This is a genomic window from Trichocoleus sp. FACHB-262 (genome assembly GCF_014696035.1).
GTDB lineage: Bacteria > Cyanobacteriota > Cyanobacteriia > FACHB-46 > FACHB-46 > Trichocoleus.
In genome coordinates this window covers 71,745-94,058 of the sequence record NZ_JACJPK010000034.1, presented here as the reverse complement: position 1 = coordinate 94,058, position 22,314 = coordinate 71,745, and the positions used below count along the sequence as shown (strand labels likewise).

General features: G+C 49.8%; 17 protein-coding genes. 7 read left to right on the top strand and 10 right to left on the bottom strand.

Annotated elements, in window-relative coordinates:
* Nucleotides 1–29 precede the first annotated feature (29 nt).
* Nucleotides 30–1,292 (bottom strand): radical SAM family heme chaperone HemW, encoded by a 1,263-nt coding sequence (gene hemW / locus H6F68_RS06830; protein ID WP_190557584.1) that lies wholly within the window; start codon nt 1,290–1,292, stop codon nt 30–32.
* A 401-nt stretch (nt 1,293–1,693) separates the two neighbouring features.
* Between hemW and H6F68_RS06825 the strand changes: the two genes are divergently transcribed.
* The 3 genes from H6F68_RS06825 to H6F68_RS06815 all read left to right on the top strand — a co-directional run bounded on the left by H6F68_RS06825 (nt 1,694) and on the right by H6F68_RS06815 (nt 4,688).
* On the top strand, nt 1,694–2,773 hold the full coding sequence (locus H6F68_RS06825; RefSeq protein ID WP_190557582.1) for a PIN/TRAM domain-containing protein: 1,080 nt from the start codon (nt 1,694–1,696) through the stop codon (nt 2,771–2,773).
* Between the two features lie 3 nt (nt 2,774–2,776).
* On the top strand, nt 2,777–2,962 hold the full coding sequence (locus H6F68_RS06820; RefSeq protein ID WP_190557580.1) for a hypothetical protein: 186 nt from the start codon (nt 2,777–2,779) through the stop codon (nt 2,960–2,962).
* A gap of 151 nt (nt 2,963–3,113) precedes the next feature.
* Nucleotides 3,114–4,688 (top strand): glycosyltransferase family 39 protein, encoded by a 1,575-nt coding sequence (locus H6F68_RS06815; RefSeq protein ID WP_190557578.1) that lies wholly within the window; start codon nt 3,114–3,116, stop codon nt 4,686–4,688.
* Here the strand turns inward: H6F68_RS06815 and H6F68_RS06810 are convergent.
* From H6F68_RS06810 to H6F68_RS06770, 9 genes are all read right to left on the bottom strand, one after another.
* Entirely contained in the window at nt 4,685–6,718 is a 2,034-nt protein-coding gene (locus H6F68_RS06810) for a serine/threonine-protein kinase (protein ID WP_190557576.1), read from the bottom strand. The two genes, H6F68_RS06815 and H6F68_RS06810, sit on opposite strands and share 4 nt — an antisense overlap.
* A gap of 216 nt (nt 6,719–6,934) precedes the next feature.
* Nucleotides 6,935–7,210, bottom strand: a complete 276-nt coding sequence (locus tag H6F68_RS06805) for a MoaD/ThiS family protein (protein WP_190441598.1) — start codon at nt 7,208–7,210, stop codon at nt 6,935–6,937.
* Nucleotides 7,211–7,282: 72 nt separating this feature from the next.
* Nucleotides 7,283–8,587 carry a threonine synthase gene (gene thrC, locus H6F68_RS06800; RefSeq protein WP_190441600.1) on the bottom strand — a complete coding sequence of 435 codons (1,305 nt, stop codon included), beginning with the start codon at nt 8,585–8,587 and terminating at the stop codon, nt 7,283–7,285.
* Between the two features lie 264 nt (nt 8,588–8,851).
* Nucleotides 8,852–9,112 carry a MoaD/ThiS family protein gene (locus tag H6F68_RS06795; protein WP_190557574.1) on the bottom strand — a complete coding sequence of 87 codons (261 nt, stop codon included), beginning with the start codon at nt 9,110–9,112 and terminating at the stop codon, nt 8,852–8,854.
* 80 nt (nt 9,113–9,192) lie between these two features.
* The gene (locus H6F68_RS06790) at nt 9,193–10,377 is read right to left on the bottom strand and encodes an ABC transporter permease (RefSeq protein WP_190557572.1); all 1,185 of its coding nucleotides are present in this window, start codon (nt 10,375–10,377) and stop codon (nt 9,193–9,195) included.
* Between the two features lie 49 nt (nt 10,378–10,426).
* Nucleotides 10,427–11,701 carry an efflux RND transporter periplasmic adaptor subunit gene (locus H6F68_RS06785; RefSeq protein ID WP_190557570.1) on the bottom strand — a complete coding sequence of 425 codons (1,275 nt, stop codon included), beginning with the start codon at nt 11,699–11,701 and terminating at the stop codon, nt 10,427–10,429.
* Nucleotides 11,702–11,813: 112 nt separating this feature from the next.
* A complete protein-coding gene (locus H6F68_RS06780; RefSeq protein WP_190557568.1) occupies nt 11,814–12,476 on the bottom strand; it encodes a J domain-containing protein in 663 nt (220 codons plus the stop codon).
* 116 nt (nt 12,477–12,592) lie between these two features.
* A complete protein-coding gene (locus H6F68_RS06775; RefSeq protein WP_190441610.1) occupies nt 12,593–13,189 on the bottom strand; it encodes an ATP-dependent Clp protease proteolytic subunit in 597 nt (198 codons plus the stop codon).
* Nucleotides 13,190–13,314: 125 nt separating this feature from the next.
* Nucleotides 13,315–13,974, bottom strand: coding sequence for an ATP-dependent Clp protease proteolytic subunit (locus tag H6F68_RS06770; RefSeq protein WP_190441612.1), 660 nt, complete (start codon nt 13,972–13,974; stop codon nt 13,315–13,317).
* A gap of 213 nt (nt 13,975–14,187) precedes the next feature.
* On the opposite strand from H6F68_RS06770, the gene H6F68_RS06765 reads away from it, so the two are divergent.
* From H6F68_RS06765 to H6F68_RS06750, 4 genes are all read left to right on the top strand, one after another.
* On the top strand, nt 14,188–15,429 hold the full coding sequence (locus tag H6F68_RS06765; RefSeq protein WP_190557566.1) for a VWA domain-containing protein: 1,242 nt from the start codon (nt 14,188–14,190) through the stop codon (nt 15,427–15,429).
* Nucleotides 15,430–16,104: 675 nt separating this feature from the next.
* The gene (locus tag H6F68_RS06760; RefSeq protein ID WP_190557564.1) at nt 16,105–16,989 is read left to right on the top strand and encodes an alpha/beta hydrolase; all 885 of its coding nucleotides are present in this window, start codon (nt 16,105–16,107) and stop codon (nt 16,987–16,989) included.
* A gap of 876 nt (nt 16,990–17,865) precedes the next feature.
* Nucleotides 17,866–19,935, top strand: coding sequence for a long-chain fatty acid--CoA ligase (locus tag H6F68_RS06755; protein WP_199299949.1), 2,070 nt, complete (start codon nt 17,866–17,868; stop codon nt 19,933–19,935).
* A gap of 33 nt (nt 19,936–19,968) precedes the next feature.
* A complete protein-coding gene (locus tag H6F68_RS06750; RefSeq protein WP_190557562.1) occupies nt 19,969–22,311 on the top strand; it encodes a 3-hydroxyacyl-CoA dehydrogenase/enoyl-CoA hydratase family protein in 2,343 nt (780 codons plus the stop codon).
* The last annotated feature ends 3 nt before the right edge of the window (nt 22,312–22,314 follow it).

Sequence of the window (22,314 nt, the reverse complement as noted above, 5' to 3'; positions counted from 1 at the left end):
GCGAGAGCAGACTCAAGGTTTCAACTAGCCTACTCTAGGTCTGCAAATAGGTCAGCTAAAACTTGGTTGGAAAACAGAAAGCCTTCTGGATCGCTGAGCTTGATCCGAGCTTCTGGCGGTAGCGCTTCTAAAGGTAGCTGGGCGATCGCTTTCCACTCGACTCCGACGACTTTTACCCAGCCTTGTACATAATGCGACTGCAAAGAATGGCAGATTTTATCTAAGCTAGGTTTGCCAAACTGTTGCGCTAACTCTACTAGACTGAGACCTTCGGCAAGACGGAAACCCAGCATCAATGTGTCCAGGAGAAGGTCTTGGAGGGATGAGGTAGAAGGAGAGCTAAAGAGGTTGGATTTTTGGGCTTTGACCCATTCGTAGTATTCACGGGTTTTGCGGGGGCGGGTGAAGCGTTGGCCTTGCAGGTAACTAGCGGCTCCCATGCCAAAACCATAAAAAGGCTGGTTTTTCCAGTAAACGCGATTGTGACGACACTGGAACCCCGGTTGCGCGTAGTTGGAAACTTCGTAGTGTTCGTATCCCGCAGTGCTGAGCAGTTGTTGGGCTAAGCGATACATTTCAGCCGTAGATGTATCGGAGGGTAGTGGCTGGTCTCCAGGTTGATATTGCCGACCAAAGGCTGTGACAGGCTCCACAATCAGGTCGTAGCAGGAAAGATGCTTCGGAGCCAAAGCGATCGCTGCTTCGATGGAGGCTTGCCACTGATCTAGGGTCTGATGCGGCAACCCCGAAATTAAATCTAAACTAAAGTTAACCATCGGCGCTTGGTGGATTAATTCCACAGCCGCATAAATATCTACTACCGAATGGGTGCGACCACAGAGCGCTAACAATTCCGGTTGAAATGCCTGCACACCTAAGCTAACTCGATTGATTCCAGCATCTCGATAACCTTGAATTTGAGCCAGATCAAAGGTGCCTGGGTCGATCTCAATCGAGATTTCGGCATTCGCAGCGATACCAAACTTATGCTCTAACGTTTGCAGAATGCGGTCGAGCTGCGCTACAGAGAGTAGAGACGGAGTCCCACCCCCAAAAAAAATGGTTTCTAAAGGCTGAATAGGAACGGCTTTATCTAATACAGGTAGCTCTACAGGCAGCTCAATTTCTTGGCAGAGCACTTCCACATACTGGGCGATCGCCCCAGAATTCTCGCCCCGAGCCTGATCCCCCACCACAGATACTGGAAAATCACAGTAATAACACCGCCGCCGACAAAAAGGGATATGCAGATAAGCCGCTTTCGGGCGATCGCGATCGAAGGTTGGAGCCAAAGAATTTGTGTTGTCTAACAGCAATTTAATGAATGATTTAGGACTGTTGTTTTAACCAAAAATCTAATGAAATCAATACATTCACGATTAAGCGTTATCCTGCCAAACTAAAACTGCTGAGATAAAGCAAGCAGAAAAGTTATTTCATGAAGTGCAATTTCATCAAAAGCTAGAACAACAGCTATTACAAAGTTAAGGAAGTCGAAGATATAAAATAGAGCCATGTAAATTTTTAGTAGCTGAGTGAGTTCAAGTCGCTGCTGAAGCCCTTCCAAATATTGAAAGTGAATTCAATCGGCTTAACACGACGCTCAGCGATCGCTTAACTCTCTTCTAGTCCCTCCCAGAGCTTGTCTATTGGGACTAGACATTCATCCCATCCATCCCAATGGGCTATACATATGCTCGATGCACTGATCATCTTCTCATTCATACTAGCAGGGGGGGGGATAGGCTTCTTCAGCGTTGATCTCCTACCCAACACAGCCTTAGCACAAGTCAGTAATCGTGAAGGTTTGAGCTTGGTCACCGCTGGCTTCGGAGCCTTGATTGGCATGGCTTTTGGCCTTGTGGCTCAGACTGCCTATCGGCGGCTAGAAAAACAAGTTCGGCAAATGCCCGTTGATATTTTGCTCAGCCGTTCTGTCGGGCTAGTCTTGGGGCTTTTGGTCGCCAACCTGATGCTAGCGCCCATTTTCTTGCTACCGATCCCCTGGGAATTCGCCTTTATTAAGCCATTAGCAGCCGTACTTGGCAGCATTTTGTTTGCGTTCTCTGGGATGTCCTTGGCCGATACTCACGGTCGAGCCTTGCTACGGCTGATCAATCCCCACTCTGTAGAAACCATGTTGCTGGCAGAAGGTACCTTGAAACCCGCCGCAACTAAAGTTTTGGATACTAGCTGCATCATTGACGGACGTATTGAAGAACTTCTTGGTACCGGGTTTCTAGAAGGCCAGATTTTGATCCCCCAGTTTATTTTGCTGGAACTGCAACAAGTGGCTGATGCCTCTAGTGATCAGAAACGGGTGCGCGGACGACGAGGTTTAGACATCCTCAATCGCATGAAGGAAGCTTATCCTGAACGACTGGTGATTCATTCGGCAGACTACGATGATGTCTCGACTGTTGATGCGAAGCTAGTACGGTTGGCCCAGGAAATCAATGCGACTCTGCTCACCAATGACTACAACTTAAATAAAGTCGCTAGCCTCCAGCGTGTGCCAGTCTTAAACATCAACGAATTGGCTCAATCGCTACGACCTGCTTATTTGCCAGGGGATTACCTAGATTTGAAGATCCTCAAAGAAGGCAAAGAACCTGCTCAGGGGGTTGGTTATCTGAACGACGGCACAATGGTGGTGGTAGAAGAAGGGGGCAACCGCATCGGGGATGAACTGCAAGTGGTGGTCACGGGAGCCTTACAAACCTCAGCGGGTCGGATGATCTTTGCTCGACCCAAGTCTTCAATTGTGGCTTAACTGATGGTACGAGCCACCAGAGTCAAGCTGTGCGATCGCTGTGCTAATTCTGCGGCTGTGCTCTACCGCGTCAAGCTAGATGAGTCCGAACAATGGCGGTTTGTCTGCGATCGCTGCTGGCCTGAAGTGAGCCAAGGCAATCCATTTTATGTCTATGGCGGCACTTGGAAAGCCCAAAAGCGTCGGTAGAAACCATTTTCTTTTATTCTGATGCCAGGGCATCTCCATAAATTCGAGATCAGTTTGAGGAATCAGGGATGAGCGATCGCTCGTCCCTTTTTGCTAGAGGCTAACTGTTACGTGGAAATCGGGAGTTACGTGGAAATCGGGAGTAGGAGCGTTGAGTAACCCAGCGGGTCAGGATTCTAAGTGGCTCAATTCAGATTTAGGTTGGAGCTTGGGGCTACTAGTTGCGGCTTGTGGTCTATGGGGGATCAACTTGGGTGGGGTGCCGCTGCGAGACTGGGACGAAGGTACTTATGCAGCGATCGCCAAAGCTATGTACCGCACTGGCAATTGGCTCTACCCCATGATCAACGGCAGTCCTTATCTCAACAAGCCACCGCTGCTGGAATGGTTGATTGCTAGTAGTTACCAGCTATTTGGGGTGAGTGACTTTACGACTCGCTTACCCGCTGCGCTTCTGGGTGCATGCGCCGTACCGCTGTTGTATTGGGTTGGGCGACAAGTGTTTAGCCAGCGCCTACCAGCTCTGTTCTCGGCTGCCGTATATCTCACTCTGTTGCCTGTGGTGCGGCATGGACGACTGGCGATGCGCGATGGCATCACTGTCACCTTCTTGCTGCTGTTATTGGGATGTCTGCTGAAAGCGCGACAGGATCGCCGTTGGGCTTTAGGAGTGGGCATCGCACTAGGCTTGTTGGCTCTGACCAAAGGAATTTTGGCGCTGCTTCTAGGAGCGATCGCGTTCATTTTTCTAGTCGTAGATCGGCAGTATGCTTTGCTTCGGAGTCCCTATTTGTGGTCTGGAATTGCTTTGGGATCAGTGCCAGTCTTCGCTTGGTATGCGGCGCAAGTGCAGCACTACGGCCCTGTTTTTCTACAAGTGCATTTCCTGCTGCAATCAGTAAATCGGGTTTGGGAATCGGTCAACAGCAACACTGGCCCTGTTTGGTATTACCTTTTAGAGTTGCTGAAATACACTTGGCCTTGGCTGATCTTCTTACCGAGTGGATTGATTTTGGCATGGCAGAAGCGGCAACTGACTTGGAGCCATTTGGTTTTAGTAGGAATCGGGATCTATCTGAGCGCTGTTTCAGTCATGACGACCAAATTGCCTTGGTATGTGCTCCCACTCTATCCCTTCGTGTCTTTAGCCTTGGGAGCCCAGCTCGATCAGCTTTGGCACCGCGATCGCCCATACTCCAAGGTAGCAGTAGGCTTCTTAGGATTCTTAGCGATCGCTGGTTTCGCGGGGGGAGCTTATGGCAGTTGGGCTGATTCTCAACCTGTTTTGTTGGCGATCGCTGTAACGGTCGGTGTGAGCTTTAGTTGGGCTGCTTGGTGGATGCTACGGCAGCAACAGCAGTTCATTACGGTGTTGCTGGTAGGCTGCTACCTCAGCCTAGGATTACTGATGAGTTCACCGCTTTGGCTGTGGGAGCTGAACGAAGCCTACCCTGTTAAACCCGTGGCTACCCTGATTGCCACTCACACCCCACCGGGAACTACCATTTACACCTCATTTCCCAATCACCGTCCCAGCCTGAATTTCTACAGCGATCGCCTAGTGTTGCCTGCGGGGCTACCAGATTTGCAGCGGCTCCAAGCCACCCAGCATTATCTGTTGCTAGATACCGCGGTGCTCAATAGCTTGCAGATTTCTAGCCAACGAGTTTTAGGCAATGCTGAGGGGTTTGCCTTAGTTGCGCCTTCCACTGCTCCAACTCCTTAAGAAGTCAGTTGCCAGATTTTAATCGTGTTGTCCCAACTGCCACTGGCAAACAACTGCCCGCCCGCACTCACCGCGATCGCACTAACCGGATTAGAGTGGTCTGTTAAGTTACAAATTAAGTCTCCGGTGCCAATACTCCAGATTTTGATGGTCTTGTCGCTACTGCCACTAATCAGCATGCGACCATCCGGGGTAATGGCGATCGCGTTCACCATATCGGAATGGCCTGTGAGCGTGCGGACCAACTCCCCTGTACTCAGATTCCACAAGCGAATGCTTTTATCTTTACTGCCACTCGCCAAGATTTGTCCATCCGGGGTAATGGCCACCGCATTGACCGAGTTGAAGTGTCCATAGAGCGTACGAGTCAACTCCCCGCTGCCTAAATGCCACAGCTTAATTTGGTTATCCAGCCCGCCACTAGCCAACAACAAGCTATTGGGACTGATCGCAACCGACTTCACCATGCCCGCAGTTCCAGATAAGGTGCGGAGCAACTCTCCCGTTCGCACCTTCCACAACCGCACTGTTCTGTCTTCACTGCCACTTGCTAAAAGCAGACCATTGGGGGTGATCATGACAGAGTTGACATCTCTAGAATGTCCGACCAGATTGTTGAGCAGATCACCAGTCTGAAGGTTCCAAATCTTGACCGTTGTATCATCACTACCACTAACTAGCAGTTGCCCGTCCGGGCTAATCGCCACAGAATTGACCGCCTTGAGGTGACCTGGCAAGGTGCGGATCAAGCTGCCCGTTTGCAGATTCCAGACCTTGATTGTGTCATCCAAGCTGCCACTCGCAAGGATTTGTTTGCGAGAACTCATAGCGAGTGACATCACCCAAGAAGAGTGCCCTGTCAACGTGCCGACACACCGCCACAGAGCTGCTTGGGACTGCCGTGGCCCCGAAAAAGTGCGCCCCGCAGAGGGGTTTGCAGTTATAGGTTGAGAAACTGGCTGGGAAACTGGCGTGGACGAGCTTGGTCCAGAAGTGAAACTAGAAATAGAGTAGCCAGAAGGCCGTGATGTAGGTGGCTGGGAAGTTAGAGGTCGCGATCGCGGCGGTTGCGAAGTGGGAGGAATACTGGATAGCGGTGGGTTAGATGGTTTCGGTGCCGAGTCCGGTAGGGGAGCAGCCACAGCTTGTAAATCTTGCAGCACTTCGTCTACCGATTGATAGCGATCGCTAACTAAATCCTTGAGCAGCTTGTCCAGAATTTGTCCTAATTGTTGGCTGATATTGGTCCCTTTCTTAGCCAGGTAATCCCGCCACAGCCATCGTCCTTGCAAAGGATCGTAGAGATCCTCTGGCTTCACGCGGGTCATTAAGTAAAGACAGGTCGCACCCAAGCTGTACAAATCACTGGCTGGGTAGGCTTTGCCGCTCCGCAGTTGCTCAATCGGTGAATAGCCCTCGGTGCCAATTTTAGTGCCTGGTTGTGCCAAGGTGACATCTCTCAGCAGCTTGGCTACGCCAAAGTCAATCAGCACCAATTTATGGTCTAACTTGCGCCGCACGATATTGGAAGGTGTGATGTCTCGGTGAACGACCTGACACTCATGCACAAACCGCAAAACGGGCAGGAGATCAGCCAAAACATCCCGAATTTTTTGTTCGCTAAACCTGCCTTGTTGCTGAAGTTCCTGGCTTAAATTCAGCCCCTCAATAAATTGCTGCACCAAGTACAAGCGCTGCTCTTGCTCAAAGTAAGCCAGCAAAGCTGGAATTTGAGGATGCTCACCCAATTCATGCAGCCGTACTGCTTCTTGATCAAATAAACGAATTGCTTTATCTAACGAGCGGGCACTCTGCACCTGAGGTGAAAACTGCTTCACCACGCAACGAGTCTTGAGACGGTCTTCATCGATCGCTAAATAAGTACGCCCAAAACCACCTTGCCCAATCGGCTGCAAAATCCGGTAGCGATCTCTGAGTAAGGGAATCAACTTTGTCTCACAGCTCTGGCAGACAGCGGCGCTATCAGAATTTTGGGGTTGCTTACAGTTCGGATTCAGGCAACAAATCATACTCAGACGGCACCCAACGGATCTGCATTGATCTTCATTGTCCCAGGGGGATTCTCACGCTGACTTAAAATGTAACGAAATAGTACGAGGCAGCGTGATAAAACCAGATTTCACAAAAAAACCCCTGAGCGTAAAGCTGCAAGGGTTAAGTTATTCTATATTTCTGCTGGGAGTACCGCTAATTTCAATCTAACGGCAAGCTGCGATCGCTCAAACTCAACCACCTGCGATCGCTGGAATGATGCTCACTTCGTCACCATCGCTCAGTGGAGTCTTTTGCCCATCCAAGAACCGGATGTCTTCGTTATTGACGTAGAAGTTGACAAAGCGGCGCAACTCACCTTGGTCATCACAAAGACGAGCTTTGATGCCAGGGCAGCTTTGCTCTAAAGACTCCAAGAGTTCACTAATGTTAGTACCCGCACACTCAACCGTGGCTTGGTTATTGGTCAGCTTTTGCAGAGGAGTCGGAATCAGAACTTTAACGGACATAGGACAAATTGAAAGGATGAAAAAGGATGAGATAGGTAAAGATAGAAAGACGCTAGCGTCTTTCTATTCTTTCTAGACTAATACTTGTTGCCACTCTAGGCGATCGAGGGTGCGGGAGCGCTCTAAAGCTCGCTCGAAGCTGTCGAGTTTGGGTTCGATAGTCAGGGGTTCGTTAATGCAGCCTTGTAACGCTTCTTGAGTCTTGAGGCCATTACCCGTAATGTAAACAACGGTGGTTTCATCAGGGTTGATCTTACCTGCTTCTACTAGCTTCTTCAGCACTGCGATCGTGGTGCCACCTGCGGTTTCGGTGAAGATGCCTTCAGTTTCAGCCAGCAGTTTGATGCCTTCAATAATCTCTGTGTCGTTGACCGACTCGATATTGCCGTTAGTTTTCTTCGCCACGTCTACCGCATAGACACCATCAGCAGGGTTACCGATCGCGATCGACTTAGCGATCGTGTTGGGCTTGACAGGAGAGATAAAGTCACGACCTTCGCGGAAAGCCTGAGCAATAGGAGAGCAGCCTTCAGCCTGAGCGCCACTAAAGCGCACTGGCTTCTCATCTACTAAACCAACTTTGACAAATTCTTGGAAGCCTTTGTAGATCTTGGTAAAGAGAGAACCAGAAGCCAAAGGAGCGACTACGTGATCAGGCAGTTCCCAACCGAGTTGCTCAGCAACTTCGTAACCAAGGGTTTTGGAACCTTCGGAGTAGTAAGGGCGCAGGTTGATGTTGACGAAGCCCCAACCGTGGGTGTTAGCAACTTCTGAGCAGAGGCGGTTCACTTGGTCGTAGTTACCTTGCACTGCCATTACCGTCGGGCCGTAAATTAAGGTACCCAGGACTTTTCCTGCTTCTAGGTCAGAGGGGATGAAGACGCAGCAATCCAGACCTGCATGAGCCGCGATCGCAGCCGTGGAGTTTGCCAAGTTGCCTGTGCTAGCACAAGAGACAGTGGTGAAACCCAGCTCACGAGCACGAGTCAGAGCGACAGAAACGACCCGATCCTTGAAACTCAAGGTGGGCATGTTGACGGCATCATTCTTGATATAGAGCTTTTTCAGACCGAGGCGACGCGCCAAGCGATTGGCTTGGACAAGAGGAGTCATGCCAGTACCGACATCAATGGGGTTGTCGGTGGCTACGGGTAGGAAGGGCCGATAGCGCCAAATGGAGTTGGGGCCAGCTTGAATACTGGCGCGAGAGACTTGCCGTTGGATAGCGCTGTAGTCGTAGGCAACTTCCAACGGCCCAAAACAAAACTCACAAACGTGGGTGGCTTTAAGTTCGTACTCTTCGCCACATTCTTTACACTTCAATGCCCTGAAGGTGGCAGCAGTGGATAGGGTGGGTGTGTGAGTTGCCTGGGTCATGGTCACAGCTCTCTTGTAATCAAGAATTACGGTCTTTGAAGTTCTGTCGCGTCGGCAGTGGTTCAGATAGTAACACGCCTTCCAAAACAGCGTCAAATATACCCGACTTATTTTGTCGGGATTGAGCTAAGTTCCTATAGATTAAAGCTTTTAGCCAATTCCATCAGGATTTGGCCTATACTTTACTCACAATTAACTGAGTAATGCAGAGAAATTTTTGTGAGCGATCGCTCATATTGCTGTTAAAAACCGCAACACAGCTCGTTACCCACCACTAACAGGCGGAATTAGCACCACTTCATCGCCCGCTTGTAACAAGGTATTGGGTTCCACAAATTGCAAATTCACACCGAAGCGAGTTAAGTCACGCCAGCGCTCTAGTTCTGGATGCTCTTGGATCAGGCGATCGCGCACCTCAGCCACCGTTGCCCCGATTGGCAGCTCTAAAGCCAGTTCTGGTAATCCGTAGGCTTCCTGGTAAGCCGCGAATAGTTTTACAGTTACAGTCACCGTTGCTTCAGCCATAGCCACTTATCTGTCAGATCTCATTACATTTACAGTAAGTTGCGATCGTGACATCTAACTCGTTTATGGAATTTGCTGAATTACTCTGAGCGTAGAGCTTTTACTGGATCGAGTTGACTGGCACGTAAAGCAGGAGGCAAACCAGCCCCAATTCCCACTAAAACCGCTGAGCCTAGCGCCAAAGCTGCGGTGCCAGATTCAAACTGGTAGGGCAGCTTAAAAGTTTTTGCCACCGTTGCCGTCAGGCCATGCACCATCCCTAAAGCCACAACACCACCTACCACGCTGAGCACTGCCGCTTCCAAGACAAATTGCAGCAGGATGTCCTGCTGAGTCGCTCCAATCGCCCGACGTAAGCCAATCTCAGCCGTTCGCTCTGTCACCGAGGCGATCATAATGTTGGCGATGCCTACACCACCAACCAGTAACGAGATCAGTCCTACCACAGCGAGTGCCTGCGAAGCGAGTTCCAGGGTTTGCTGCTGCTCCACAATATCCTCGACATTGTTCCAAGCCCAGAACTTCTTACCGGGGAATTTCTGCATCAGTAGTTGCTCGGCTTGCTTACCTAGATTCTCTAAGTTTTGAATTTCGTCAGGGCGAAGCCGCAAACCACCAACGTCCTGGCTGCCTGTCAGCGCACTGTGCAGCGCGATCGAAATCCAAATTTCGCCTTCTGGTGGTTCCTCGCTCTCTGTTCGAGTTGGCACTACTCCTACCACAATGTAAGGACGACTATCCACATAAATCCGTTGACCGATCGCGTCTTGGGCTGCAAATAGCTTTTCGGACAGAAACTGATCGATCACCACAACTGGACGATAATTGGCAAAATCTGCTGCCGTAAAAAAGCGACCTGCCACCAAATTGCGTCCGGAGGTCAGCAGAAATTCTTGAGATACCGCAGTCATAAAAGGATTTGCTTCTCGGTCTTGAAACAGCACTTGAGCTGGGCCTGACCAATCCGCTGCGCTAATTGCCTGTAAGTGGGTCAAGCGCGATCGCAAAAACTCCATGTCTTCAGCTTTTAACTGGGCAGGTGCATCACCTCTACTGTTCCAGCTAGGATATAGCGTGATTTGAGGGGCATCTCGCTTTGCCAACTCTGCTGCAATGATCGCTCGGCTAATGCTGCCGACTTGCAATGTGGCATAAACCGCGCCAACACCCATAAATACTCCGAGCAGGGTCAGAGCAGAGCGTAGTGGATTTCCAGCTAAAGAACGGCAGGTTAATTTCAACAAATCAGCTAAAGCAAGACTCATGACACCACCTGCATTTCATGGTCAAATTTGCGATCGCGCTCCATCATGACTAGGGCGAAGCTGGAGTAACACTGGGTTTAGCCTCGGTTTGCGGTGTGACCTGCATTCCTGGTTCTAGCGGTGGTTCTGGGGGTGGCAAAATGACTTTCTCGCCCGGTTGCAATCCTGATTTCACCTCGACCGTGACTAGACCTTCCAAACCCAAATCAACCGATCGCTTTTCAGCTTTGCCCTCAGCGTCTCGAATCCAAACAAACGGGGTCGCTCCAGTGCGCTGAATTGCCTCGGTGTTGAGCGCTACCACATTGGGACGCTCTTCAATTACCAGTTCCACATTCACCTGACTGCCTGGAATTAAACTGCGGGTGGGCCTATCTAGGCGAACCGTTGCGGGAACCGTGGCTTGATTCGACTGGCTAGAACCACGACGGCTGTTTTGTTCTTGGGTGTTAGGAGCGATCGCTTGGGGATACAAACTTTGCACCCGTCCGGTAAATACCTGTTTATCTGGCCCAATCACGGTAATTCGGGCGGGTTGATTCACCTTTACTCGCACAGCATTTAGCGTGGAAAGTTGCAGCGTTACCAGTTCTTGACTCGGATCGCCTAAGGTCAGCAAGTCGGTGCGTAACTCCACACCATCCCCATCTTTAACTTTTACGTCCAGAATCAGGCCATCAATTGGTGCAGTCACCACCGTATCCCGCAACTGCTGCTGAATCCGCTGTTTCTCTAGCTGTAGACTTTCCAGTTCCAAGGCTCCTGTGCGGATACCCGATTCTGTATTGCGTAGCGTGGTTCGCAGTTCTCGCACCTGAGTTACTTGCTCTTGCACTCTTTGCTGAGCCAGTGCTCCTTGTTTTGATAAGTTTTCGAGCTTTTGCTGTTCGCGTTCTTCGTCCGCGAGTTGTTCTTGCAGTTCTAGAATTTTTTGGCGATCGCGTTCCAGGGTCAGGGCTTGCTTCTGAATCTTGACTTGTTGGTTGGCTAAAGCCGTTTGGCGTTCAGGATAACGCAGCACTACCAGCGTTTGACCCGCTTTTACGGTGTCTCCCGGTTGCACCAGCACTTGCTCGACCGCGCCTTCTGTAGGTGATTTTAAGGTTTGTTGCGATCGCAGTTCTACAGTGCCACTTTCGTTAATCGTGGTTTCGATCGTGTCCCGCTCTACCGTCACTAAAGGTGCTACGACAGGCTTGGCTACTTGGCTCCAAAATTGGCTATAAACCAGCCAACTTCCTATACCCGCTAGCGCTAAAACCCCCGAAACGGCAAGCGATCGTATACCCCGCCTAAGCTCTTTTTGACTTCGTTCCGCAATCATTAGCACCCCACCTCTGGCCTACGTCTAGGCACTGGAGATTGCACTATAGCTTAGTGAAGCTTGAATAATTTCACATCACCTAAATAGGTTAAGGTTAAACCGCTCAACAGCTTTAAAGCATCTGTTCTATGCGGCGAAAATCGCGTTCTACTTCGGCCCAGAGCGATCGGTTGTGAGGATCTGTCCGGAGAGCTTTTTTTAGGTAAATTCTGGCTTTATCTAGCTGCTTTTGGCTGACCAAGTGCCGACCCAATCGTTGATACACGATCGCCTGCCATTGCCGCACTTCCGGGTCTTGGGGGATGCGTTGGGCTAACCCTTCTACAATTGTGACAGCCTTGGGAAAGCGCTGATCCCTCAGTAATTGCTGGAGCTGTTCGTAAACTCTCTGCTTAAGTTTTTGTTCTGTTTCCGAAAGCTGCGGATTAAACTCAACTCCAGGTTGCTTCTTGGTTACCTTAACCTGAGTTTCCGATGTGGCTCGTTTCACCGTCACTTTTGGCGTGGGAGGCGGAGACTTGGTAGTAGGAGAAGTTGCAGCGGCATTGCTAGCAGTCCCTTGGCCCTGACTGGCTTGTCCCTCTGAGGACTTCACTGTAGTCAAGAGGAGTTTGTAAGCTGCCGTCAGCTCAATAAACTTTTCCTTAGCACGCTGATCCCCTGGATTGACATCAGGATGATACTGCCGCGCTAGACGGCGGTAAGAAGCTTTGATTTCGGCAAAGGAAGCACCGGAGCGCAATCCTAGAAGACGGTAGCAATCTGCAACGTTCATCGAAATGAAAAAATGGCAGAATTATCAGATTCTGCCATTACTAAAGATAGATTGACATCTCAGCAAGAATCAAGAAATCCGTGCAGGCTTCACAGGTCTTGATTCCTACTGGGTGGTTAAGGGGTGCGATCGTCTAAAACGCGATCGACCAAGCCGTATTCTTTGGCTTCGTGGGCTGACATGAAAAAGTCCCGATCCATGTCTTTCTCGATCTTCTGCAAGGTTTGGCCCGTCTTGTCAGCGTAGATTTGGTTAAGCTGACGACGAATCCGCAAAATTTCTCGCGCTTCAATCTCAATGTCGGTCGCTTGACCACGGGTACCACCAGAAGGCTGGTGAATCATGATCCGTGAGTGGGGCAGGGCTAAACGCTTCCCTTTCGTCCCGGCGGCTAGCAGGAAGGAACCCATTGAGGCCGCTAGACCTACACAGATGGTCACTACATCGGATTTAATGTGCTGCATGGTGTCGTAAATCGCCATGCCAGACGTAACCATCCCGCCAGGGGAGTTGATGTAAAGGTAAATATCTTTGCCAGGATCTTCTGAATCCAGGTACAGCATCACCGCAATGATCTGGTTGGCAATCTCATCATCCACATCCCGCCCTAGGAAAATAATTCGTTCGCGATAGAGGCGGTTGTAAATGTCGATCCACTGGGTAAATTGTTCCCCCGGCATCCGGTAGGGAACCTTAGGAACGCCAATAGGCATAGTATGCTCCGTCAGTCAATGAGGTGAGAGGTGGGCAAGTGAGGGGTGAGCAAGTGAGCGGATGAGTAAGCGAGGGGGTCAATAAGTTCTTAACACCTCATTCCTCTCTCCTAACTCCTCACAGTCTAGATAACGCCTGCGGGCAGAGGAGGATGAGCGAGGTCTTCTTTTTCTAAAACTCGATCAATCAAGCCGTAGGGGACAGCTTCCTGAGGAGTGATATAGAAGATCCGATCCATGTCCTTGATAATTTTTTCGGGAGATTGGCCAGTATTTTCTGCCAAAATATCGACCATCGTTCTTTTGTTAGCAAGCACCTCTTTCGCCCGAATTTGAATATCGGTCGCTTGGCCGCGAGCATAGCTCTTGGGTTGATGCAGCACGATTGTGGCATTGGGTAAGCTAGCTCGGCAGCCTTTGGTCCCAGCAGACAAAAGCATGGCCGCCATCCCCATTGCTGAACCCAAGCAGATGGTGTGAATGGGAGGCTTGATGTACTTCATGGTGTCGCAGATGGCGAAAGCTTCGGTTTCAAAGCCGACGGGCTCGCCATTGTAGCTAGAAGTCCCAGTGGAGTTGATATAGATTTTGATGGGTTTTTCTGGGTCTTCGTACTGTAAGTACAACAATTCCGCAATGATCAGTTCTGTCACAGCGGGAACTAGCGGCATCCCTAGATAAACGATCCGCTCCTTGAGCAGCAAGGAAGGTAAATCGGGTGGGGGGGTCCGAGAGAACGCATCTCCATAGTAGGGAGATTGAACGGCTTGGATCGGTAAGTTCATAGCCTGTGCGTGTCTTTGCCTGTATTAATGGCGCTATTTTTAACAATAGTAGCGTGCCCTTGACTCTGAACGCCGGACTGCTGTTTTCCGAGCCGAAATGGCGCGGTTTCAGCTTGATTCATGGGATGAATCGCCTCCTGATTCCGTAGCGTTGGGTGTGGATGGTGAGGTTACTACTACCCTCCTCTATTTGCCTGCCCAGGAGCCTCGGTTATGAAAGTCAGCTTGCAACCTGCCCTTAACGATCGCCATCTAGATGCGACACAACCGAGTAGCCAGCGGCAATTGGCGATTTCGGTGTCGGCCATTCCAGAGGCTAGCGATCGCACAGTGCCCCTGAATCTGTGCTTGATCTTGGATCACAGCGGCTCAATGAATGGGCGGCCTCTAGAAACGGTGAAACAGGCAGCGCAGCAGTTGATTGATCAATTGTCTCCGGGCGATCGCATTTCGGTGGTTGTGTTTGACCACAAGGCCAAAGTGCTAGTTGCCAATCAGGTGATCGATGATCCGGTAGGCATTAAGGGCAAAATTGCTCAACTCAAAGCTGGCGGTGGCACGGCGATCGATGAAGGGATGCGCTTGGGCATTGAGGAATTAGCCAAGGGCAAAAAAGACACGGTTTCTCAAGCTTTTGTCCTGACTGACGGCGAAAACGAGCATGGGGACAATCAGCGCTGTCTCAAGTTGGCAGAATTGGCTACTAGCTACAATCTGACTTTGAATAGCTTGGGCTTTGGTGATCACTGGAATCAGGACATTTTAGAAAAAATTGCTGATGCCGCTGGGGGCAGTTTGTCGTACATCCAGCATCCGGGCGAGGCAGTGGAGGTCTTTGGTCGCTTGTTTAGTCGGGCACAAGCGGTAGGCCTAACCAATGCTTATCTGCAATTGTTTTTAGAGCCGCAGGTACGGTTGGCCGATCTAAAGCCGATCGCGCAGGTAGCTCCTGATACGGTGGAACTACCTGTGCAGCAGGAAGGCTCTTGGTGTACGGTGCGGCTGGGCGACTTGATGACCGATGTGCCACGGGTGATTTTGGCGAATTTGTATGTGGGAGCGTTGCCTGAGGGGCAGCATGCGATCGCGCGGGTGCAGGTGCGCTATGACGACCCAATGCAAGGGCAAGAGGGACTGGTTTCGGAAATGGTTCCCGTGGAAGCGGCGGCTTTGAGTGTGTTTCAGCCTGCGGTGGATGCGGAGGTGCAGCATCACATTTTGGCGTTAGCGAAGTATCGGCAAACTCAGATTGCGGAGGCGAAGTTGCAGCAGGGCGATCGCGTGGGAGCGGCAACGATGTTGCAGACGGCGGCGAAAACGGCTCTACAAATGGGCGATCAGGGGGCAGCAACGATTTTGCAGACGAGTGCGACGCGGTTGCAGTCGGGTGAGGAGTTGTCGGAGGCGGATCGGAAGAAGACTCGAATTGTTTCTAAGACGATTTTGCAAGCTTGATTTTTGGGTGTTTTGGTATTTGGGAACCAAGCCTTGGGGGCACTCGCCCCCAAACCCCTGCTGAGGGACGGCTGCGTCCCCCAGGCCCCCTCCAGAAGGGTTTGAAACTCATGCATTTATCCTCTTAGATTTTTCTTTCTAGATGGCAGGTTCGCTCTGATTTTCCAAACTTGGGGCTAGGGGCTGTCCAGAAAAATCATCCTACATCAACTTGGTCGCCCTATTGCCCAGTGTCCAAGGCGTTATGGTTTGGGCTTAACGCTAGGTAGTGGCGAAGTTAGGTTGAACGATATCTGCTATTTCTACCAAAGGATACTGGTGTTACCACAATTTCGGTTAGATATACTACTAAGTAGATGCACAACGACTTCTAATCGTCAAAGTTTAGTACTCTTCAGGCTCCTCAACGGTAGTCGTGGTCTAGGTTGCCGCTACTGAGTTGCCACTTATAGATAGAAGCAAAATTATTTGTCGCTGAAATTGGCTTCTTGCACAACCGCTGCTAATGGCACAGTGGAGGTAGGCGTGAGAGGCTAACTTTAAGTCAGCGGGATGTCTTTTTGGCAGAATTTTGCCCAGGATAAGTATCTTTTAGTTGTCTAGCTATAAGCTTCCAGTAACTTAACCATGCATCCTAAAACCACAACGATATCAAAACGTTCGTGGAGCATTGTGATGAGACATATTGAAGGGAAGTTCAAGGGATTTGGTGAGCTTGACCTCTATTACCAAAGCTGGCATCCAGAAGGACAGGTTCAGGCTGTAGTCGTCATGGTACATGGCTTAGGAGCACATAGCAGTCTGTTCGGCCAGGTTGTGCAGTATTTGGTTAAACAGGAATATGAGGTTTATGCCTTTGATCTGCGGGGTCATGGACGTTCCCCTGGGCAGCGAGGACACATTGGCGCTTGGGCGGAGTTTCGGGAAGACCTTCAGGCATTTCTTCAACATATTCAGATCCTACGCGCCAGTTGCCCTTGTCCTTATTTTCTTTGGGGCCATAGTTTGGGTGGCACGATCGCGCTAGATTATGCCTTGCGATCGCCAAATTCCTTGCAAGGATTGATTGTATCTGCACCAGCTCTAGGAAGAGTCTCTGTATCTCGCTGCAAGTTGATCGTGGGGCGGCTCCTATCAGGAGTGTTTCCCCGCTTTAGTTTACGACTAGGGATTCCTTCAGACCTAGGGTCCCGTGACCCAACGCTTCTCTCAATTTACACCCAAGATCCACTGCGGCATGAGTATGGCAGTGCCCGATTAGCCACAGAGTTTTTTGCGACCGTAGATTGGATCTACAAACATGCCTCGGATTTGCAAATGCCTCTATTACTGCTGCATGGCAGTGCCGATCAAGTGATCCACCCCGAAAGCAGCCGAGTTTTCTTTCAGCAAGTTATGTTTTCTGATAAAGAACATCATGAGTATCCAGGGTGTTATCACGATCTTTATGTGGATGTTGATTACCAAAAGGTATTCACCGACTTAGAGAACTGGCTAGAACGACATCTAGCAGGAAGTCCATCCTGTGAGGCTTTAGGACTGTGTGTGGTGCGCTACTAATTTACCGTTGGCTGAAGTGGGCGTTTGAGCTCGCCTAAACTCTAGTAGGTTCGCTTGGTAGATTCGTCTATTAAACCCTTCAGAAAATCCTTAAACTTCATGATTTTTCAGGTGATGTTGCGCTGAGAAACTATCACCTGAAAATCTATGAAGGAAGATAATTACTCTGGCTTAACTGGTCTTGTACTTTATATGTAAACTGTTTTTAAGCTTAGGATTAAAGTTTAATTACAAAGAAAATGCGATCGCTAAATCTTAGAGTTCTAAGAGGTAGACCTAGTGATATACATAATTTGTTTGTCTAGTTACCAGCTCAATCGGAACAGAAAAAACGCACTTACTTGCCGTCTTGAGTCTCTCTTTTGGAGGATAAGCTATTGGGGATCAAGAAGAAAGGCTATATATAGCCCTTAGCTTTAACTCTATAAAAGGTTGATTTGCTTTTAGTTTTGTTCAAGAAATGTATAAAAATCAGCGAATTGATTTTCTTATAGCTACACTAAATATTATCTGAAAATCTATTGCTGTCAGTTTGTTAGGTATGGTACTGCCCAGACTGAAGCTGTATAGAAACTACTGCTAATTACTACCAAGTTATAAGGAGACACTGGGAATTGACTAAGACTCCGGCCTTAGAAGTCGTGTTCTTTACTTTCTAATGGGTCTGCATCTAGCATCTCTGAAGCGTTGTTGAATCCTTGACGATTAAACCTCGATCAATTGTTTAACTTTTAGGATAGTTTAAGAAACTTGTAGCGCACTGTTCTCGTTGCATCCTTTGCGCTCCCAAATTTCTCTTTAGAACTATTGCTTTGGGGAGCTGAAACATATCATTCGTGAGGAGAAGGGTTTTTACTCTTCGAGGAGATCTTCCACATGGATAAGACTTACCAGGCTCCTCCTAGCTCTGGCAGGGTCGTTCTGGGGCGTACAATCCCCTCATTACTTGATGAGGCTTGTGCCCAAGCCCCAAATGCTCAAGCTTTGAATCAATGGACTGGCACAAATTGGCAATCCATTTCCAATCAGGGCTTTCGGGCGGCTGCTGAAGCCTGTGCGTTGGGTTTGCTAAGGTTAGGGTTAGAGAGCGGCGATCGCGTCGCTTTATTGATGTATAGCGATGTCAAATTTGGCTTGGCTGATATGGGTTGCCTATGGGCAGGGTTGGTTGATGTACCCATCGATCTCACTCATACCCTAGAGCAAATTATTTTTGTTCTCCAACACAGTGAAGCTAAGGCTTTAGTCATTGCCGACCTAGAGCTGTTGGTCCAAGTCACGCCACATTTAGGAGATACTCCTCACTTACGGCATATTATCGTGGCGGATGTGCCTGAGGACTGGGCAGAGCAGCGATCGCACTGGCTCCAATCGTTTCCCGTTTCATTGATGTCTCTGGGTGAATTGCAAAGTACCAAACCCATCCTAGAGACAAGTGAGGCAACGCCAGAGCTACAGGCAAATTCAAAACCTGAGGATTTAGCCACAATCATCTATATCCCGGATGAGGCGGGGCAACTGCAAGGGGTCATGCTAACCCATGAAAACCTCTCCATGAACGCTTTTGCTGCTTTCTCAGGCATCACTACACTGGGCAAGGGTAATGAGGAAACGGTGCTTTCCTTTCTACCGTTAAACCATGTGTTAGCGCGGACGATGCTCTATGGACATATCCTCTACGGGCACAGCATCTACTTCTCCAGTGCTAGCCGTCTCACCAAACATCTCCAGGAGGTTCAACCCACCATCTTAGTGACTGTGCCCATTGTGTTAGAAAAGACATATAGCAAGATTGTTGAGAGAGGGAGTAAAGCTAGTTCTCTAGTCACTCGTCTGATCTTTCTCTGGGCGCTTGGTTTAGCTAAACGTTATGAAATTGGCCACCAACCTAACCTTCTATATGCTCTACTGCTCAGGGTGGCCGATTGGCTGGTGCTGTCAAAATGGCGATCGCTCTTGGGGGGTCGCCTTAAATATGTGATCTGTGGCGGAGCAGCGCTGAAGGCAGAATTAGCCAATGTCTTTGCCGCCGCTGGCATCCCGATTCTACATGGGTATGGTCTCACCCAAGCCAGTGCGGTGGTGTGCTGCAATCGTGGCTCCCTAAATCGGGCAGGTACGGTGGGACTACCGATCGCAGGGATAGAGGTAACGATCGCGGAGGATCAAGAAGTTTTAGTGCGTGGACCTTGTATTACTTCCGGGTATTACAAGAATCCAGAAGCCACACAGAAACTCGTTGATCAGCAAGGCTGGTTGCATACAGGTGATTTGGGCGCGTTTACAGCAGATGGCTTCCTAGAAATTACAGGTCTGAAGAAGTCTCTGTTTAAACTCGCAACGGGTAAATATATTGCACCACAACCGATTGAGCAGCGATTGCAACAGTTCCCGTTGGTAGCTCAAGCGATCGCCGTGGGTTCCGCCCAGAAGTTCTGTGCTGCCTTAATTGTTCCAGACTTACAGGCTCTCCATAGCTATGCCTTGGGAGTGGGGATTGATCTCCCACCCGATGCTCTCCTCACACATCCTCACGTCATAGCGCTTTACCAAGCTTTGGTCGATACCGCCAACTGTCATTTACCATACTGGGCGATCGTCAAGCGCTTTCAACTAATCAACAATCCGTTTACCGCAGAAAACGGCTTATTAACTCCAACCGGGCAACTGAACCGTACCCAGATTAATAAAACCTTTAGTAAAGAAATTGATGCTTTGTACGGGGAATCAGAGCCAAGCCGTGGGAAAGATCAGGATAAGCAGAAAGCAGCTTCTACATCTCCTCAAGCTCCTGAGAGTGACCTGTCGAGCATGTATCCGTCTGTTTCGCCTGCTGCCTGTCCTGCCTTTGCCCAATCCCTACCTCGGATTAATCGTTTAATCACGTTCATCCTTTGGACGAGTTTGACTGCGCCTCATTCACTCACAAAATTGCCAATCTATTAGCTCATAACCCTCAATGCAAGGGAGAGTTCCTCAATGTTTAAGCCATTTCGAACCGCCGCCGTCCTGGGTGCAGGTGTAATGGGAAGCCAGATTGCTGCTCACCTCGCCAACATCGGTTTAACTGTGCATCTATTGGATCTACCTGCCAAGACAGGGAATAAAAATGATTTGGTAGAAGGCGCGTTTAAGAAAGCCCGCAAGCTATCTCCACCGATCTTCTTTACGGATAAGGTGGCTCATCGCGTCATCCTAGGTAACTTTGAAGAACATTTTGATCGTCTAGCCAATGTAGATTGGCTCATTGAGGCTGTTGTTGAGAATTTAGACATCAAGCAACAACTGATGCAACGGCTGGAAGCGGTCATGCGGTCAGATGCTGTTATCTCTACTAATACCAGTGGATTGCCGATTCATGCGATCGCGGAAGGTCGAGCAGAATCCTTCCGCCAACGCTTTTTAGGCACCCATTTCTTCAATCCACCCCGCTATCTAAAATTGCTGGAAATCATCCCGACTCCGGAAACAGATCCGCAAGTAGTCGCACGCATGCGCTGGTTTGGAGAGACCCGCTTAGGCAAAGGTGTGGTGATTGCCAAAGACACGCCTAACTTCATCGCCAACCGCATTGGCATGTATGCCACGATGCAAGGCTTACGAGCATGGACGGAGCAAGGATACACCATTGAGGAGGTCGATACTCTCACCGGGACTCTGGTAGGACGACCCAAATCGGCCACCTTCCGCACCGCTGATTTGGTGGGGCTGGACACGCTGATGTATGTGACGAAGAACCTTTATCCTGCCATTCCCCACGATGAAAGCCGCGAGATGTTTCGAGTGCCAGAAGTTCTGCACAAACTGGTCATGGCAGGGGCGATCGGAGCCAAAGGGGGACAGGGATTTTACAAGAAACAGAAGGGTGAAATTCTTTCAGTTAATCCCGAAACCATGAGCTACGAGCCTGCCAAGCCAATGAATTTGGGCGAGGTGGAGAAGTTGGGCAAGGTTTCAGGTTTGAGCGGTCGCCTGCAAGCTCTGTACAAAGATCCTGGTCGTGCAGGGCAGTTCTTTCGCAACACCACCCTGGACTTGCTCGGATATAGTGCCCGTCGTATCCCTGAAATTGCGGATAGCCCTGCTGATATCGACCGAGCTATGTGCTGGGGGTTCGGCTGGGATGTTGGCCCCTTTGAGATTTGGGAGATGCTGGGCTTTGAAACTGTGCTAGCGGACATGAAAGCAGCCAATATCTTGGTGCCCGAATGGGTAGAAAGTATGCATAGTAGGGGCGAAGCATTCGGGCAATACTCCTTGCAACCAACTACTAAGCCTACTTCTGAATGCTTCGCCCCTACAGCAGACCAGATTGATTTAGGAGCCATCAAAACAGATCCCCAAAAAACATTGTGGGAGAATGCTGAAGCCGCTTTGCTGGATTTGGGTGATGGTGTAGCGTTGTATGAATTCCGCTCTAAAGGCAATACCCTCAGCTTCAAAGTAGTAGAAGGATTAGCTAAGGTTCTAGATCTCCTAGAAGAGCGGGACGACTTAAAAGGCATAGTGATTGGCAACAGTAGCGCTCATTTCTCTGGCGGTGCAAATCTCGCCGAAATGGGGATGACTGCCCAATCGGGTAACTTACAAGCACTGGATGACCTGATTGTGGAGTTCCAGTCAGTTCTCCAGCGCATCCGCTATGCCCCCAAACCTGTAGTCATTGCCCTGCAAGGGCGAGCCTTGGGAGGTGGTTGTGAGCTAGTGATGGCTTGTCCTCATGTCGTTGCTGCCGCCGAAACCTATATTGGCTTGGTAGAGGTAGGTGTGGGTCTAATTCCTGGGGCAGGGGGCATCATGCGGACTGTGGCACGAGTGGCAGAACGAGCCGCCAGCGACTCTCCCAGCGACATTCAACCGTTCCTCAAGGCCGCTTTTGAAACGATCGCGATGGCTAAGGTTTCTACCAGTGCCTACGAAGCCCAACAGATGGGATACCTCCCTTGTGATGCCCGCATTTTGATCGCTGGAGAGAATCGCCTAGAAGTGGCTAAAGCTGAAGTCATCCATCTCGATCGCGCTGGGTATGCACCGCCGCCAGAACAAACCGCCATTATGGTCTTGGGCCGTCCCGCCAGAGCCATGCTAGAACATATCGCTTATGTTTTCCAACAAGGTGGTTTTGCTAGCGAATACGATCGCTACCTAGCAGGAAAGTTGGCTTATGTGATGACAGGTGGCGAACTCTCCGCTCCCGCTCTAGTCCATGAAGACTACCTGTTGCGCCTAGAACGGGAAAACTTCTTACCGCTCCTCAGCCAACCCAAAACCCAAGAGCGGATCGCCCACATGTTGAAGACGAAGAAGCCACTGCGGAACTAAGGA

Coding starts and splice junctions, on each gene's coding strand:
- H6F68_RS06750 (WP_190557562.1), top strand. CDS start 19,969: ATGTTTAAGCCATTTCGAACCGCCGCCGTCCTGGGTGCAGGTGTAATG.
- H6F68_RS06755 (WP_199299949.1), top strand. CDS start 17,866: ATGGATAAGACTTACCAGGCTCCTCCTAGCTCTGGCAGGGTCGTTCTG.
- H6F68_RS06825 (WP_190557582.1), top strand. CDS start 1,694: ATGCTCGATGCACTGATCATCTTCTCATTCATACTAGCAGGGGGGGGG.
- H6F68_RS06775 (WP_190441610.1), bottom strand. CDS start 13,189: ATGCCTATTGGCGTTCCTAAGGTTCCCTACCGGATGCCGGGGGAACAA.
- H6F68_RS06810 (WP_190557576.1), bottom strand. CDS start 6,718: ATGATTTGTTGCCTGAATCCGAACTGTAAGCAACCCCAAAATTCTGAT.
- H6F68_RS06805 (WP_190441598.1), bottom strand. CDS start 7,210: ATGTCCGTTAAAGTTCTGATTCCGACTCCTCTGCAAAAGCTGACCAAT.
- H6F68_RS06780 (WP_190557568.1), bottom strand. CDS start 12,476: ATGAACGTTGCAGATTGCTACCGTCTTCTAGGATTGCGCTCCGGTGCT.
- H6F68_RS06820 (WP_190557580.1), top strand. CDS start 2,777: ATGGTACGAGCCACCAGAGTCAAGCTGTGCGATCGCTGTGCTAATTCT.
- H6F68_RS06795 (WP_190557574.1), bottom strand. CDS start 9,112: ATGGCTGAAGCAACGGTGACTGTAACTGTAAAACTATTCGCGGCTTAC.
- H6F68_RS06770 (WP_190441612.1), bottom strand. CDS start 13,974: ATGAACTTACCGATCCAAGCCGTTCAATCTCCCTACTATGGAGATGCG.
- H6F68_RS06785 (WP_190557570.1), bottom strand. CDS start 11,701: ATGATTGCGGAACGAAGTCAAAAAGAGCTTAGGCGGGGTATACGATCG.
- H6F68_RS06790 (WP_190557572.1), bottom strand. CDS start 10,377: ATGAGTCTTGCTTTAGCTGATTTGTTGAAATTAACCTGCCGTTCTTTA.
- thrC (WP_190441600.1), bottom strand. CDS start 8,587: ATGACCCAGGCAACTCACACACCCACCCTATCCACTGCTGCCACCTTC.
- H6F68_RS06760 (WP_190557564.1), top strand. CDS start 16,105: ATGAGACATATTGAAGGGAAGTTCAAGGGATTTGGTGAGCTTGACCTC.
- H6F68_RS06765 (WP_190557566.1), top strand. CDS start 14,188: ATGAAAGTCAGCTTGCAACCTGCCCTTAACGATCGCCATCTAGATGCG.